The sequence below is a fragment of the Pseudonocardia sulfidoxydans NBRC 16205 genome, assembly GCF_007989085.1.
GTDB lineage: Bacteria > Actinomycetota > Actinomycetes > Mycobacteriales > Pseudonocardiaceae > Pseudonocardia > Pseudonocardia sulfidoxydans.
Genome location: NZ_BJVJ01000002.1, coordinates 160,450 through 175,756, shown reverse-complemented (window position 1 = coordinate 175,756; position 15,307 = coordinate 160,450). Strand labels below are relative to the sequence as shown.

Annotated in this window: 13 protein-coding genes; 7 read left to right on the top strand and 6 right to left on the bottom strand. The window is 73.6% G+C overall.

Features of this window, described 5'->3' with window-relative positions:
- Positions 1-224: 224 nt before the first annotated feature.
- Together PSU4_RS02025 and PSU4_RS02020 are read right to left on the bottom strand one after the other, a co-directional pair.
- Positions 225-2,537 carry a bifunctional lysylphosphatidylglycerol flippase/synthetase MprF gene (locus PSU4_RS02025; protein ID WP_147102138.1) on the bottom strand — a complete coding sequence of 771 codons (2,313 nt, stop codon included), beginning with the start codon at positions 2,535-2,537 and terminating at the stop codon, positions 225-227.
- A 436-nt stretch (positions 2,538-2,973) separates the two neighbouring features.
- Entirely contained in the window at positions 2,974-4,341 is a 1,368-nt protein-coding gene (locus PSU4_RS02020) for a PLP-dependent cysteine synthase family protein (protein ID WP_147102136.1), read from the bottom strand.
- Positions 4,342-4,375: 34 nt separating this feature from the next.
- Between PSU4_RS02020 and PSU4_RS02015 the strand changes: the two genes are divergently transcribed.
- Genes PSU4_RS02015 through PSU4_RS02000 form a run of 4 tightly spaced genes read left to right on the top strand, consistent with a single transcriptional unit; the run spans position 4,376 to position 7,957 of the window.
- Complete coding sequence (locus tag PSU4_RS02015) at positions 4,376-4,972, top strand: class I SAM-dependent methyltransferase (protein WP_147102134.1); 597 nt, start codon at positions 4,376-4,378, stop codon at positions 4,970-4,972.
- A gap of 49 nt (positions 4,973-5,021) precedes the next feature.
- Positions 5,022-6,023: an acetamidase/formamidase family protein gene (locus PSU4_RS02010; protein WP_147102133.1), complete on the top strand. Its 1,002-nt coding sequence runs from the start codon at positions 5,022-5,024 to the stop codon at positions 6,021-6,023.
- Between the two features lie 14 nt (positions 6,024-6,037).
- On the top strand, positions 6,038-6,799 hold the full coding sequence (locus PSU4_RS02005; protein ID WP_147102131.1) for an SDR family NAD(P)-dependent oxidoreductase: 762 nt from the start codon (positions 6,038-6,040) through the stop codon (positions 6,797-6,799).
- A 24-nt stretch (positions 6,800-6,823) separates the two neighbouring features.
- A complete protein-coding gene (locus tag PSU4_RS02000) occupies positions 6,824-7,957 on the top strand; it encodes an epoxide hydrolase family protein (protein WP_147102128.1) in 1,134 nt (377 codons plus the stop codon).
- Between the two features lie 55 nt (positions 7,958-8,012).
- On the opposite strand, the gene PSU4_RS01995 is transcribed toward PSU4_RS02000, so the two are convergent.
- A complete protein-coding gene (locus PSU4_RS01995) occupies positions 8,013-9,137 on the bottom strand; it encodes an AbrB family transcriptional regulator (RefSeq protein WP_222596140.1) in 1,125 nt (374 codons plus the stop codon).
- A 91-nt stretch (positions 9,138-9,228) separates the two neighbouring features.
- Between PSU4_RS01995 and PSU4_RS01990 the strand changes: the two genes are divergently transcribed.
- Entirely contained in the window at positions 9,229-11,151 is a 1,923-nt protein-coding gene (locus PSU4_RS01990) for an ABC transporter ATP-binding protein (RefSeq protein ID WP_147102126.1), read from the top strand.
- A gap of 13 nt (positions 11,152-11,164) precedes the next feature.
- On the opposite strand, the gene PSU4_RS01985 is transcribed toward PSU4_RS01990, so the two are convergent.
- The gene (locus PSU4_RS01985) at positions 11,165-12,166 is read right to left on the bottom strand and encodes a hypothetical protein (protein ID WP_147102124.1); all 1,002 of its coding nucleotides are present in this window, start codon (positions 12,164-12,166) and stop codon (positions 11,165-11,167) included.
- Between the two features lie 137 nt (positions 12,167-12,303).
- Between PSU4_RS01985 and PSU4_RS01980 the strand changes: the two genes are divergently transcribed.
- Together PSU4_RS01980 and PSU4_RS01975 are read left to right on the top strand one after the other, a co-directional pair.
- Positions 12,304-13,053, top strand: a complete 750-nt coding sequence (locus PSU4_RS01980; RefSeq protein ID WP_186816695.1) for a hypothetical protein — start codon at positions 12,304-12,306, stop codon at positions 13,051-13,053.
- Positions 13,050-13,655: a hypothetical protein gene (locus PSU4_RS01975; protein WP_147102122.1), complete on the top strand. Its 606-nt coding sequence runs from the start codon at positions 13,050-13,052 to the stop codon at positions 13,653-13,655. Before PSU4_RS01980 ends, PSU4_RS01975 begins: the two co-directional genes overlap by 4 nt.
- 166 nt (positions 13,656-13,821) lie before the next feature.
- Here the strand turns inward: PSU4_RS01975 and PSU4_RS01970 are convergent, their stop codons facing one another.
- Together PSU4_RS01970 and PSU4_RS01965 are read right to left on the bottom strand one after the other, a co-directional pair.
- Positions 13,822-14,646: a family 1 encapsulin nanocompartment shell protein gene (locus PSU4_RS01970; protein WP_147102120.1), complete on the bottom strand. Its 825-nt coding sequence runs from the start codon at positions 14,644-14,646 to the stop codon at positions 13,822-13,824.
- 8 nt (positions 14,647-14,654) lie between these two features.
- Complete coding sequence (locus PSU4_RS01965) at positions 14,655-15,254, bottom strand: hemerythrin domain-containing protein (protein ID WP_147102118.1); 600 nt, start codon at positions 15,252-15,254, stop codon at positions 14,655-14,657.
- Between the last annotated feature and the right edge of the window lie 53 nt (positions 15,255-15,307).

Sequence of the window (15,307 nt, the reverse complement as noted above, 5' to 3'; positions counted from 1 at the left end):
GCTGGTGACACGTTCGTTGCGCGTGCCGCCGTCGAACGTGTGAGGAGCGCGCCGGGCCGGCTCTGGTGACACGCTCGGTGTGGGTCCTCGGCGAACGTGTGCTGAGTGCGCCTGGCCGGCCCTGGTGACACGTTCGCTACGCGTGCTGCCGTCGAATGTGTGAGGAGCGCACCTGCTCGACTCTGGTGACACGTTCGGTGCGGGTCCTGCCGGCGGGGGCGGGGTCAGCTCCGGGTGAGCTTCACCAGCTCGTGGACGGGGGTGTCCGGCAGGTAGGCCCTGGTGATCGCGATCCCGATGCGCGCGAGATCGGCCTCGTCGCGGTACACCAGGTGCATCGGCTCGTAGCGCGGCTGGAACTTCGCCTTGAACGCGTGCAGCGACCGGAACCCGTAGAGCGGCTCCAGCACGTCGCCGATCTGGTCGAGTACCCGCGCGAGCCCGTGCACCGGCCCGTCGCCCTCGGCCCGGGCGAGCGGCGCCCCCGACAGCGAGACGATCTCGACGCCCTCGTCGCGGAACGACGCGGCGCTCTGCGCGATGAGGAACTCCACGACCGGCCGGAACCCGTCGGGGCGGCGCAGCATCAGGTCGAGGGTGCGTCCGCGGACCTGCCCGTCGGCCCCGTACACCGGCAGCCACGACGTCACCCCGTGCAGGGTGCCGTTCGCGTCCTGGGCGATCCCGACGCGCACGGGCCGGTCGAGCGCCTCGTCGACCCCGCCGAGGGTGAAGCCCATCTCGGGCAGGCTCTTGTCGCCCACCCACTCCTCGCTCATCCCGCGGATGCGTTCGACGAGCGACCAGGGCTCGTCGGCGAGGGTCACCATGCGGAACTCGATGCCCTCCTTCTTCGCCCGGTTGATCGCCGAGCGCACGTTCTGCCACGGCTTGCCGGTGAACGCGAGGCCGGGCAGGTCGATGAGTGTGTCCTCGGCGACCTGGACGTGCTTCCAGCCGATCGTCTCCGCCGCCGCGGCGGTGGCGTCGCCGACGGAGAACATGCAGGGGACGAGCCCGGCGCGGTCGGCCATCCGGGAGAAGGCGCCGACGGCGTCGATGTGAGACCCGGCCGGGCCGATCGGGTCGCCCAGCCCGATCGCGACGCCCGCGTGCGCCTGGTAGGCGATGACGATGGCGGGCCCGGGCCCGACGGCGGCGGCGGCCGGTGCTGCGCCGTCCTCGTCGGTCTTCCCGGTGTCAGTGCTCGCGCGTGAGTCTGGGACGTCGAGCAGCGTGGGGACGTCGAGCAGCGTGGGGACGTCGAGCAGCGTGGGGACGTCGAGCAGCGTGTCGGGCGCGGCGGCGGGGGCGGCGCCGCCGGCCGCCGGGCCGGTGCCGAACCAGCGGTTCGCCGGCCACGTCGCCATCCACGAGATGGTGCCGCCGCCGTGGCGGTGCAGGGCCGCGATGGCGTCGTCGCGGTCGGCGGCGGAGTCCTGGCCCTTGCGGATGCGCCGCCGCGACGGGGTGCGGAACGCGTGCCTGCCGATGATCAGCACGACCAGCAGGATCAGCCACAGCAGCCGGTCCGCGATGAACAACGGCCCGCCGATGATCTCCCACGGCTCGTCCAGGATCACCGCGACGATCACGACGGCGGCCACGGCGAGGCCGAGGACGACGTTGAGGATCCCGATGCCGACGGCCCACCGCCACGCGGTGCGCTTGCCCTTGCGCAGCCCGTTGACCAGCAGCAGGGCCAGCACGAGCGTGATGAGGACGTCGACCCAGTCGCTCTCGGTGTCACCGGTCGGGCCGAGTGGCCCGTCGGAGGGGATGAGCCAGGACAGGATCGTGCCCAGCAGGATCACGAGCACGCCGGCGACGGCGAGCAGCCGCCACTCGCGGCGGCTGGGCCGGCCCGTGCGCTCCGCGCCGATGCCGCGGGTCACGGCGTGCCCGGCGAACAGACCGGCGAAGCCGGCGACGAAGTGTTCGAGATCGGCGAGGTTGCCGCCGTAGATCAGGGCGACGATCAGGTAGATGCCGATGCCCAACCGCAGTCGCAGCCGCCACGGGGAGCGCAGCACGGCCGCGGTGACGGCGAGCGCGGCGAAGGCGCCCGCGGAGAACCCGGCGTCGAGCTGGGAGCCGAGGGTGACCGCCCACGGCCACCCGGTGGGCCGGGTGACCAGCAGGATCAGCGCCGAGCCCAGGATGCCGACGAGGTGGCCGACGATGGTGACGGCCGCGGCGCGGGCGGTGCCGAGTTTCCACTCGGCCCAGCCGGTGAACAGCACGAACGACAGCACCATCGGGATGTAGAAGATGGGTCCGACGGCGAAGAACGGCCCGGTGACAAGCGTCCAGACATGGCCGTCGAGCAGGGATGGCAGGCCGTAGCCGACCTTGTCGTACCAGGTGCTGTCCTCCAGGGCGGACCAGAGTGTGCCCGTCGCCAGCCCGGTGACGATCATGATCAGGGTGCAGGTGGCGGTGAACGGCACCCGCTTCAGCACCGCGAGCACCGCGGATGCCGGTTCCGGTGCGGGATCGTCGGAGGTGTCGGGTTCCTGCACCGTGGCCTCGGCCATGCCCTTGCCCCCTCGTCGCACGCCGGCCCCGCCGCCGAACGTCAGGAGTGCCGGCTCCCGCCGACCTCCTCGGCAGGCAGCGTGCCGCGTGCCCGGCGTGGCGGCAAGGTCACGGTGCGGTACTCGCGACGACGGCCGGCTCCGTTACGTCCGTGCGGCCGCGCCCCACCCCACGCGCCCCACCCACGCGCCGGAGATCGGGCGCAACCTCAGCGTCGTGGATCCGGCCCGCGACGACAGTGAGGTTGCGCGCGCCGCGGCGGGGCTGCACGTCGTCCGATGGACGTGGGTCGGCCTGGGGAACGTCGCCCCGACGGCGCGCCGCCTGCGCGTACTGCTGCAACCCCGAGCGGCCGCACACCTTCCGTTCGCGGCGCACACCGTGCAGGGGGTGCGGCACGCACGGAAGGGGTGCGGCGGCGCGTCAGACCCCCAGTTAGGTCAGGGCCGGGCGCGGGAGCGAGCGCACGATCCGGCCGTCGGCGACGACCAGCAGCGGGCGGCCGTCGTCGGGGACCCGGGCGAGCGCGCCGGCGACGGACTCGCCGATGCCGACGGTCGCGAGCAGCGGCCCGGGCCGCACCGGATCGCCGGGAGCGGCCGCGCGCAGGTCGGACACCGCCACCGCACCGACGGCGTCACCCGACGCGCGGTCGGGTCCGGCACCGTCGCGGTCCGCGACGACGGGCAGCACGTCCGGGGCGTCGGCGGGCAGTCCCGCGAGGACCTCACCGGTGCTGCGACCGACCGGCACCACCGTGAGGCCCGCAGCCGCGGCGGGCAGGACGTCGCGCACCCGCGGACCGTCCGGCGCGTCGACGAACCCCAGCCGCACGCACCAGTCGTCGTCGAAGTACTTGCTGAGGTAGGCCCGGCCCGAGTCGGGGGCGATCACGACGACGACGTCGTCGGGGCCCAGACCGGCGGCGACCTGCAGACCGGCGGCTAGTGCGGTGCCCGACGACCCGCCCAGCAGCATCCCCTCCTCGCGGGCCACGCGGCGCACGAGCCGGACGGCGTCGCCGTCGGGGACCTGCACGAACTCGTCGACCACCGACGGGTCGTAGGTCTGCGGCCACTCGTCGACGACGGTGTCGGGGTTCAGGTAGTGCCCGACGGCCTCGACGGTGTACGGGCTGCCGTCCCCGCCGGAGTACCGGGAGGTCGCCGGGTCGGCCGCCACGATCCGCACCCGCCCGCCGGACACCTCGCGCAGGTACCGGGAGGTGCCGCTGATCGTCCCGCCCGTCCCGACCCCGGAGACGAGGTGCGTGATCCGCCCCGACGTCTGGGCCCAGATCTCGGGACCGGTGGTGTGCTCGTGGACGAGCGGGTTGGCGGGGTTGGTGTACTGGTCGGCGAGCCAGCCGCCGTCGGTCTCGGCGGCGAGGCGTTCGGCGAGGCGCCGGACGTGGCGGGGGTCGTGCTGGGGCACGGTGCCGGGGGTGAGGACGACCTCGGCGCCGTAGGCGCGCAGCAGCGCGATCTTCTCGACGGCCGTCCGGTCGGGCACGACGAGCACGCACCGGTACCCGCGGCGCGCGGCGACCATGGCCAGCCCGATGCCGGTGTTGCCCGAGGTCCCCTCGAACACGGTGCCGCCGGGGCGCAGCCGGCCGTCGCGTTCGGCGGCGGTGACCATCGCGTGGGCGGCGCGGTCCTTCACGCTGCCGCCGGGGTTGGCGTACTCGGCCTTGACGTGCACGGCGGCGGCGATGCCGTCGACGACCCGGTCGAGCCGGACCAGGGGAGTGGCCCCGATGCCGGCGGTGAGCGAGTCGTGCACGGGGCCCGGAGAGATCATCGCCCGATCCTGCCCCACCACTAATGTCCACAACATGGCCGAGCAGCTTCCCGACGACTGGAGCCGTTGGCGCAGCGCTGTCGACGTCGGGACCTACGACGAGCGCTGGGCCCGGATCGCGGCCGAGGGCGGCAACCCGCACGGCGAGGCCGACCTGGTCGTGGCGCTGCTGGGGGACAGGCCCGCACCCCGGGTCCTCGACGGCGGCTGCGGCACCGGCCGGGTCGCGATCGAGCTGGCGCGGCGCGGGATCGACGCCGAGGGGCTCGACCCGGACGCCGACATGATCGCCGTCGCCCGGGAGAAGGCGCCCGAGCTGACCTGGCACCACCGGGGCCTGCAGGCGCTCGGCGTCGACAGCGTGTTCGACGTGGTCGTGCTGGCGGGGAACGTCGTGCCCTACATGGCGGCCGACGACCGCGCCGCCGGCATCGCCGCCTGCGCCCGCGCGCTGCGACCCGGGGGGCTGCTCGTGGCCGGGTTCAGCCTGCGCCCCGGCTGGCCGACGCTCCACGAGTACGACGCCTGGAGCGCCGCCGCCGGGTTGGTCGCGGACGACCGGTTCGCGACGTGGGACCGCGCCCCCTACGGCGGTGGCGACTACGCGGTCTCGATCAACCGGCGACCCTGAGGGGCATGGGTCTTGCGGCGGGGACCGTCCACGGTCGACGATCAGCCGGGTGGACGTCGTCGAGTACCGACCCGAACGCGACCAGTACGTGTGGACCTTCGGCGGTGTCGCGCCGAGCCACCGGATCTCACCCGGCACGCTGCTGCGACTCTGGACCGAAGACGCGTTCTCCGGGCGCATCACGAAGGTCACCGACCGGCCCGGCCAGGTGCTGAACCTCGCCGAGGTCAACCCGCAGACCGGCCCGTTCTTCGTCGAGGGCGCCGAGCCGGGCGACACCCTGGCGCTGCACATCGTGGACCTCACCCCGGCCCGGGACTGGGGCGCGTCGACGACCATCCCGTTCTTCGGTGCTCTGTCCACGACGGACCGGACCGCGCTGCTGCACGACCCGCTGCCGGAGCGGACCTGGATCTACCAGCTCGACCGCGCCGCGAACACGGTGCTGTTCGAGGCGTCCAGCGTCGACATGCGCCTGGAGCTGCCCTGCAACCCGATGCTCGGCACGGTCGGTGTCGCGCCCGCCGGGCGTGAGGTCCGGTCGAGCCTGGTGCCGGACACGTTCGGCGGCAACATGGACACGCCCGAGATGAAGCCGGGTGTCACCTGCTACCTGCAGGTCAACGTCGAGGGCGCCATGTTCTCGGTCGGCGACGGGCACTACCGCCAGGGCGAGGGCGAGAGCTGCGGCACCGCCGTCGAGGGGGCCATGGACGTGACCCTGCTCGTCGAGCTGATCAAGGGCGGCGCGGGCCCGGCGTGGCCGCGGATCGAGTCCGACACCCACTACGTCGTCGTCGGGTCGTCGCGCCCGCTGGAGGACGCGTGGCGGGCCAGCCAGGTCGGCATGATCGGCTGGCTCGGCGAGCTGTACGGCCTCGACCGACTCGACGCCTACCAGCTGCTCACGCAGGTCAGCGAGTCGCCGCTGGCCAACGTCGTCGACACCAACTACTCGGCCGTCACCAAGGTCTCGAAGGCGCTGTTGCCTGCGGGCCGGGCCTACAACGGGATGCACGCCCATCTGCGCGAGCAGTCCGCTTCCCTCTAGCTCGAAGGAGACCCATGGACCTGCAACTGGCCGGCCGCAAGGCCCTTGTCACCGGCGGCACCCGCGGTATCGGCGCCGCGATCGTCGAGCAGCTCGCCGCCGAGGGCGCCCGGGTGGCGTTCTGCGCGCGCACGGAGGACGACGTCCGGGCCCGGGTGGACCTGCTGGGCGGCAAGGGCTACGAGGTCGCCGGCCGCGCACTCGACGTCGCCGACGGCGACGCTCTCGCCGCGTGGGTGGCCGACGAGGCGCGCGAGGCCGGTGGCATCGACATCGTCGTCGCCGGCGTCAGCGCCCTGGCCATCGGGCCGGGGGAGCAGAACTGGCGCGACAGCTTCGAGGTCGACCTGCTGCACACCGTGCGGCTGGTGGAGGCGGCGATGCCGCACCTCGAGCAGAGCGACGCGGCGTCGATCATCGCGGTGTCGAGCGTGTCGGGCCGCGAGATCGACTTCGCGAACGGCTCCTACGGCGTCATGAAAGGGGCGCTGGTGCACTACATGTCCGGGCTCGCGCTCGACCTGGCGCCCAAGGGGATCCGGGCCAACGCCGTGTCGCCCGGCAACGTCTACTTCGACGGCGGTGTGTGGCAGGGCATCGAGACCGGCAACCCCGACCTGTTCACCATGGCCATGGGCCTGAACCCCACGGGCCGGATGGGCACCCCCGACGAGACGGCGTTCGCCGTCGTCATGCTCGCGAGCCCGCTCGCGAGCCGGATCTCCGGGGCGAACCTGGTGGTCGACGGTGCGCTGACCCGCGGGGTGCAGCTGTGAGCGGGGGCGTGCAACTGTAGGCAGGTGCGCGAGTTCCGCATCGAGACCCCCCAGGCCGACCTCGACGACCTCCGCGACCGGTTGCGGCGGACGCGGTGGCCCGAACCGGCGACGGTCGACGGCTGGACCCAGGGCGTCCCGCTGGACTACCTGCAGGAGCTGTGCGCCTACTGGGCCGACGGCTACGACTGGCGGCGTTGCGAGGCGGAGATCAACGCCCGCCCCCAGATCCGCACCGTGCTCGACGGCGGCGCCGACGACACCGTCGACGTCCACGCCCTGCACGTGCGGTCGCGTCACGAGAACGCCCTGCCGCTGATCCTCACCCACGGCTGGCCGGGTTCGATCGTGGAGTACCTGGGCATCATCGACGACCTCGTCGACCCGCCCGACCCCGCGGACGCCTTCCACGTCGTCGTGCCGTCGCTGCCCGGGTTCGGGTTCAGCGGCAAGCCCCGGCTGCCCGGCTGGGGCATCGAACGGATCGCGACGGCGTGGGCGCAGCTCATGGACCGTCTGGGCTACGACCGCTACGGCGCCCAGGGCGGCGACTGGGGCTCGATGATCACCGCGATGCTCGGGACGGGGGCGCCGGAGAACGTCGTCGGCATCCACCTGACGATGCCGCTGGCCGAGGTGCCGCCCGACGAGGAACGCCGCCCGCTCTCCCGCGAGGAGAAGAAGGGCATGCTCGACGCGAAGAAGTTCCGCCGTTTCGGCACCGGCTACTCCGCCCAGCAGTCCACCCGCCCGCAGACCATCGGGTACGCGCTGACCGACTCGCCGGTGGGGCAGTGCGCGTGGATCGTCGAGAAGTTCTGGGACTGGACCGACTGCGCGGGGCAGCCGGAGAACACGATCCGGCGCGACCGGCTGCTCGACAATGTGATGACGTACTGGCTGACGGGCAGCGCGGCGTCGTCGGCGCGGCTGTACTGGGAGAGCTACGGCAAGACCCGCTACGACCTCGTCGAGGTGCCGGCGGGCGCGACGGTGTTCCCGCACGAGATGCGCCGGCTCCCGCGGCACTGGCTGGAGCGGCGCTTCACCGACCTGCGGATGCTCAACCACCCGGAGGTGGGCGGGCACTTCGCGTCGATGGAGCAGCCGGAGGTGCTGGTCGACGACATCCGGACCTTCTTCCGCATGGTGCGCTGAGTGCGGATCGCGTCACCGCCCGGGTGCGGTGGCGCGGGGGGTGACGCCGGGCGGGTCAGTCGGCTCCGGTGGTGCCCCAGCGCCTGCCGGCGAGCCGGGCCAGGAACGGCGCGATCAGCAGCATCAGCACGACCCGCAGCACCTGCATGGCCACGACGAACGTGACGTCGGTGCCCGCGGAGATGGCCGTCGCCAGTACGGCGTAGATGCCGCCCGGCGTCGTCGCGAGGTAGCCCTCCAGCAACGTCGCCCCGGTGAGGTGCGACAGCGCCACGCCCAGCGCCGCGCTCGCCCCGATGATCACGACGATGAGCCCGGTCGCGAGGGGCAGCACCCGGGCGACCGTGCGCAGGCTCGCCCGGGTGAACCGCACCCCCGCCTGCCAGCCGATCACGGCGTAGGCGAGGTCGACGACCAGCGTCGGCGGCGTCGACCCGAACGACCACCCGGTGAGCGCGAGGGCCAGCGCGACGACCATCGGGCCCAGCAGCGCCCCGGCCGGGACGCGGGTGAGCACACCGAGCGGCACCCCGACGGCGCAGCAGAACGCCAGCACCCCGAGCCCGACGTACCAGGGCGCGGTCGCGGCGGCCTCCCCGCCGGGCGGGGAGTGCTGGGCGCCGAACGCGAGCGTCGCGACGACCGGCATCGTCGCGGTCACCAACCCGACGCGCAGGTACTGCACGACGGCGACGACACGTTCGTCGCCACCGAGCTCGCGGCTGATCGCGACCAGCCCCGACGCCCCGCCCGCGGTGAGCGCGAGCAGCCCGGTCAGCGGCGACACCCCGCGCTGTACCCCCATCAGCAGGCCCGCGCCCATGCTGGCCAGCAACGTCGCGAGCCCGATGCCGAGCACCGGCAGCCAGTCCCGGGCCACGGCGGCCAGGGTGTCGCTCTGCGCGATCAGCCCGATGACGACACCGATCACCGCCTGCGCGCCGGCCGTCGCAGGCTGCGGGACCGCGTTCGGGGCGCGGCCGAGCAGTGCCAGCACGGTCCCGACGAGCAGGCCCGCGAACAGCGCGGGCGACGGGACACCGAGCGCCCCGAACCCGAACGTCAGCGCAACGGTGAGGACGACCAGCAGCGCCCACCGTCCCCAGGCGACGGCGTGCAGACGTTCGCGCCACGGCCGCTGTGCTGCCGCGGGGGCCGTCTCCGGACACGCCGATCCCACGCCCCCGACCCTGTCACGGGCGCGGCGCGTCGCGCCTGGCAGGCTGGCCCGGCCGGTGCGGTGTGGCCGGTCTCACCGAGGGGGCGGCGACGTGACCGGGGCGAAGGACGCAGAGGCGACGACCGGGGCGAACGACCGCATCGGGCGCAGGGTGTGGGCGCTGTTCGGCCCGCACCGGCTCGCGCTCACCGGGATCCTCACCGCCGTCCTCGTGTCCAGTGGGCTCGGCATCATCACCCCGTTCCTCACCCAGGCCACGTTCGACAAGGCGCTGTTCCCGCCCGGCGGGCGCGTCGACATGGAACTGCTGGTGTGGCTCGTGGCCGGGATGATCGCGATCCCCGTCGTGTCCGCGCTGATCGGGGTGTGGCAGACCTGGCAGACCACGCTGCTCGGCAACCGCGTCATGGCCGACCTGCGCGGGCGGCTGTTCGAGCACCTGCAGCGGATGGACCTGTCGTTCTTCACCGCCACCCGCACCGGCGCGATCCAGTCCCGGCTGGCCAACGACGTCGGCGGCGTCCAGACCGTCCTCACCGAGACGGCGACCTCGATCCTGGGCAACGTCGTCACCGTGGTGGCCGCGCTGATCGCGATGCTGCTGCTGAGCTGGCAGCTGACGTTGATCGCCGTCGCGCTCGTACCGGTGTTCGTGCTGCTGCAGGTCCGGGTCGGGCGGATCCGGCGCAGGATCGCGGGCCGCACCCAGGAGTCGCTGTCGGACATGACCGCGATCACCGAGGAGGCCCTGTCGGTCTCGGGTGTGCTGCTGGCCAAGGTGTTCAACCGGCAGGCCGACGAGGTGCGCCGCTACCGCGAGGAGAACGCCAACCAGGTCGGCCTGCAGGTCCGCCAGGCCATGACCGGGCAGACGTTCTTCGCCGTCGTCCAGACGTTCCTCGGTGTCACGCCCGCGCTGGTCTACCTGGTGACCGGGCTGCTGATCGGTGCGGGCAGCGGGCTCAGCGCCGGCACCGTCGTCGCGTTCACGACGCTGCAGACCCGGCTGCTGTTCCCGACGGTCAACCTGCTGCGCGTCTCACTGGACGTCCAGACCTCGCTGGCGCTGTTCGGGCGCATCTTCTCCTATCTCGACCTGACGCCGCGGATCGTCGACACCCCGGCCGCGACGGTGCTCGATCCCGCGGCGGTCCGGGGCGCGGTCACCCTCGACGACGTCTGGTTCAGCTACCCCCTCGCCGACCGCGACGACCCGGCCGCGCCCGGCACCCCGGTGCGGCCGTGGGCGTTGCGCGGGGTCAGCGCGGAGCTGGCACCGGGGACGCTCACCGCGATCGTCGGGCCCAGCGGGTCGGGCAAGACGACCATGTCCTACCTCGTCCCGCGGCTCTACGACGTCGACCGCGGCGCCGTGCGCCTCGACGGCCACGACGTCCGCGACCTCACGCAGGACTCGCTGCGCGCCGCGGTCGGCATGGTCACCCAGGACACCCACCTGCTGCACGCGACGATCGCGGCCAACCTGCGCTACGCCAAGCCCGACGCCACCGACGCCGAGGTCGAGGCCGCGGCCCGGGCGGCGAACATCCACGACCGGATCGCGAGCTTTCCCGACGGCTACGACACGATCGTCGGCGAACGGGGCTACCGGCTCTCCGGCGGCGAGCAGCAACGGCTGGCCATCGCCCGGGTGCTGCTCAAGGACCCGCCCGTGCTGATCCTCGACGAGGCCACCAGCGCCCTGGACACCGCGAGCGAACGGCTCGTCCAGCAGGCCCTGGAGACCGCGACGCAGGCCCGCACCACCATCGCGATCGCGCACCGGCTCTCGACGATCCTGGGCGCCGACCAGATCCTCGCCGTCGAGAACGGGGAGATCGTCGAACGCGGGACGCACGCGGAGCTCCTCGCGAAGCGCGGGTTGTACGCCCGGCTCTACACCGAGCAGTTCGCCGACGGGAAGGTCGAGGCCCGCTGCCGCAACGGCGTCCTGTTCCGCGACGGCCACGAGCTGGTGGAGTCCCACCGCGACCCGCACCGGGCCGCGAGCTGACCGGGCGCGGGTCTCACGACAGGTCGGCCACCTTCGCCTGGGCCCGTTCGACGTCGGCCGCGGCGGCGCGGGTGCGGGCGGCTGCCTCGCGCAGCTCTGCCGCCGCGCTGCGTTCGGACTCCGTCGCGTCGCGCTGCGCGGCCCGGGCCTCCTCCAGCTCGGCGGCGAGGTCGGCGACGCGGGCCTTCGCGTCGGCCAGGCGACGTTCTGCCTCCTCGTGGGCGCGCCGCTCGGCCTCCTCGCGGTCGCGCGCCTCGCCGGCGGTCGACCGGGCGTCGTCGAGGCTGCGGCGGGCCTCAGCGAGCTCGCGGGCGCGCCGCTCCTGCTCCGCGCGGGCGGCGGCGTCGTCGGGCATCGCCCACGGGTCGTCGGCGACACCGTTCTGCGCGACACCGTTCTGCGCGACACCGTTCTGCGCGACACCGTTCTGCGCGACACCGTTCTGCGCGACACCGTCCTGCGCGGAGCCGGCCTCGGGCTCGCGACGTCTCGGCGCGGGGCGGGGCTCCGCCCCGGCGAGGGCGTCCGGGCCGAACCCCGAGTAGCTGACGGTGCGGTGCAACCGCCCCGACCGCACCTGCTCGGCGATGTCGGCGTCGGCGAGTGCGGCGTCGAGGATGCCGCGCAGGTCGCGCTCGGTGCTCTCGGCGACCTTGTGGCCGTCGCGGCCCGCGAGCGCCCGCGCTTCCCGGGCCATCGCCGCCACCAGCTTGCCCCGCTGGGCCGAGAGCGCGCGCAGCGCCGACCCGTCGAGGGTGCGCTGGGCGTCGTTCAGGTCGGCGGCCAGCGACAGCAGCCCGTCGAGCTGCGTCGCGCGTTCGCGGGCGAGGAGGTTGGCCAGCCACGCGGCCTGGGTGGGACGGCGCAGCTTGGCGATCGCGCGGGCGGCGTCGCGGTCGCCCGCCTCCCGGGCTGCGGCGACGAGCTCGTCGCGGACGGGGACGAAGTCGTCGGGTGCGACGCCGTACAGCTCCTCCGCCGCGTCCTCCACCCGATCGGGCGCATCCTCACTCATCGTCGTGCACCCACGTGGACCACCGCGTGCCTCCCGAATCCATAGAATGTGATGGGTGTCACATCTCCGAATCGCGCGAACTGGTTGTGGCGGACATCGTCCGGGCACCCGGACGCATGGACACGACTGTCATCGTAGTGATCATCGTCATCGTGGTGGTCCTGCTCGGCATCGGCGTGGCGGCCTACCTGGTCGGCAAACGGCGCCGCAGCGAGCGGCTGCGCGAACACTTCGGACCGGAGTACGAGCGCACCCTCGCCCGGACCGACGACGAGCGTGCGGCCGAGCGTCATCTCGCCGAGCGCGAGAAGCGGCACCGGTCCCTGGACCTGCGTCCCCTCGACGACCGCGAGCGCGCCGACTTCCGCGACCGCTGGCTGACCCTGCAGGGCGAGTTCGTCGACGACCCCGACCGCGCCGTCGAGCGCGCCGACACCTTCGTCGCCGAGGTGATGCACGCCCGCGGCTACCCGGTCGCCGACTTCGACCAGCGTGCCGAGGACGTGTCCGTCGAGCACCCCGTCGTCGTCCAGCGCTACCGGGAGGCCCGCGCGATCGCCCAGCGCAACTCCCGCGGCGGCGTCGACACCGAGGAGCTGCGCCACGCCGTGACCTCCTACCGGGCCCTGGTCGACGCCCTGCTCGACGAGTCCGGCGACCACGCCCGCGGCGAGTCCCACCGTGGTTCCCGTGACGGCGCCCCCGATCGGCACGCCGGGTCCGGGCGCCACGAATCCCACGGGCGCCACGAATCCAACGGGCGCCACGACGCCGATGGGCATCACGAACCGGCCGGGCGTCACGAGGCCGCGGGCCGCCACGACGGTGGTGTCGCCCCCGACGCCGCGTGGGGCCGGTCGAACCGGCACGAGGAGCCGACCCGATGAGCCGCCCGACCGACGCGCACGCGACGACGACGGAGGGCACCATGCAGGACCGACTCGACGACCAGCTCGACCAGCGCCACCATGACGCCGTCGACCCGACCGCAGCCGAACCCCGTGACGGCGATCCCCGTGATCCCCGTGGCGGCGAGGCCGGCGGCCCGGGCGGCTGGGGCGGCCAGGGCAACGGGCACGACGGCGGCGCCCCGGCGCAGACGCCGCCCACGGCACACCCGCAGCCCCCGGACCCGAACGCGGCCGGCGCGGGGGCGGCGCAGGACGGGAGCCGGGCCGCGCGGCTGTCCGAGCCGTCGGCGGTGTCGCAGCACGAGGCCGAACGGACGGCGCTGATCCCCCGACAACGGGCCTCGGACTACCAGGACCGCTGGCAGGTACTCAAAGCCCAGTTCGTCGACGAGCCGCGCACCGCGGTGCGGGACGCCAACGAGCTCGTCGGCCAGGTGCTCGACGAGATCGAGGAGACCTTCCGCACCCAGCGCAGCGACCTCGAACGCGACCTGCACGACGACGCCGCGTCCACCGAGGACCTGCGCCTCGCCCTCGGCCGCTACCGGACGTTCTTCGACCGGCTGCTGAACTTCTGACCGCAGCCCCGCACACGTACGACCCGGCCGGGACCCGAACACGGGTCCCGGCCGGACGACGTCGCCCCGGAAAAACGCCGAGTTCGACAGGGGACTGGTCCCGATCGTGATCGAACCAGGCCGGTGTCGAACTCGGCGGGGGTCAGGGGCGCGGGTGTGCCGGGGGTCAGGACAGGGCGAGCGCGGCGTCGGGCTCGACGACGCGGAAGGAGAAGCTCTCCTCCAGGTACAGGTGCACCGTGTCGGCGTCGTGGTGGGAGTAGCCGATCGACAGGTCCTGCCCGACGTCGAGACGGAAGTCCCCGCCGCGCGTGCTGGCGACGATCGCGCCCTCCGTGCCCGGCGCCCAGACGATGGAGCCGCCGAGGATGCGGGCGAGGTGGTCGAACAGCAGGTAGCCGCCGTGCTCGGCGGTCTCGACGATGCGGGTGTAGCCCTCCGGCCCGATGATCAGCGAGTAGGGGCCCTCGATCCCGTTGCGGCGCAGCGTGTCGACGGCGCGGGCCACGATGCCGGGGTAGGCGTTGCAGTCGGTGCCCAGCGTCATCGCCGGGTAGGGCGCGACGGCGCTGAGGCCCTCGATGCCGGCGGCGGCCCAGCCGTGCAGGATCGCGCGGTTCTCGATCTCGGCGGCGACGCGGGCGGCGCGGGCGAGGTCGTCGAACTCCGGGTCGGCGGCACCACGCTGGATGTCGTCGATCTCGGCGCGCGCGACCGTGAACGGCACCCGCACCTCCGCGAGCGGCAGGACGCGGCGGCGCCGGGTGCGCACACCGTCGGGGGAGACACCTTCGGGCGGGGCGAGCAGGTCCTCGGTGCGGCCCAGGCTGGTGGCGGAGTGGAACCAGCCGCCGGGGCCGGCGAAGTCGACGATGCGACGGCCGGCCAGCAGCGGGGTGAGGCGCTCGCGGGCCTCGTCGTCGATCTGCGTCCACGCCTCGGCGGGGATCGGGGCGAGCCCCCGCAGGAGGTGGTCGGCGGGTGTGGTCATGGGCGTGCTCACTTCCCCTTCAGGCTGCCGATGCCGAGCGACCCGTCGAGGCGTGCGGCCTCGTCGGCGTCACCGGAGGTGATCGTATTGCGTTCCTCGGTCCGCGCGACGTAGGTCTCGGGGTCCTTGTCGCCGACGTCGAGGTCGCGCGCACCTCGGTGGCGCTCCATGAACGTGGCGAACTGCCGGCCCAGCGACTTGCGCAACCCGGTCGCGGCGTGCAGCCGGAAGTCGGGCAGGCCCTCGTTCTCCTCCTCGGACATGTGCTCGTCGTTGGCGTCGCGCGCGGCCTGCACGGCGTCCCACCAGGCGGAGGTGCCGACGGGGTGGCGGGCCGCGGCGTGCACGCCGTCACGGATGTCGTTGTGGTCGCCGATGGCGTCGACGGTCTCGTCCTCGGCGTCGTCGCCGCCCCGGCGCAGCAGCTGCGGGTAGAAGATCTCCTCCTCGGCCACGGCGTGGACGTCGAGATGGTCGGCCAGTGGTTGCCAAAGGTCGCGCAGTGCGGTGGCGTCGACGGGCGTCGACCTGCGCACCTCGTCGAGCGCGGCGAACTGGCGACGGAACCACTCGTGGTCGTCGAGGATCAGTTCGGTGATGTCGGGCACGGCCCGGGACGCTACGCCGGATCCGGTGTCCCGGCGCGCCGGGACACCACTGT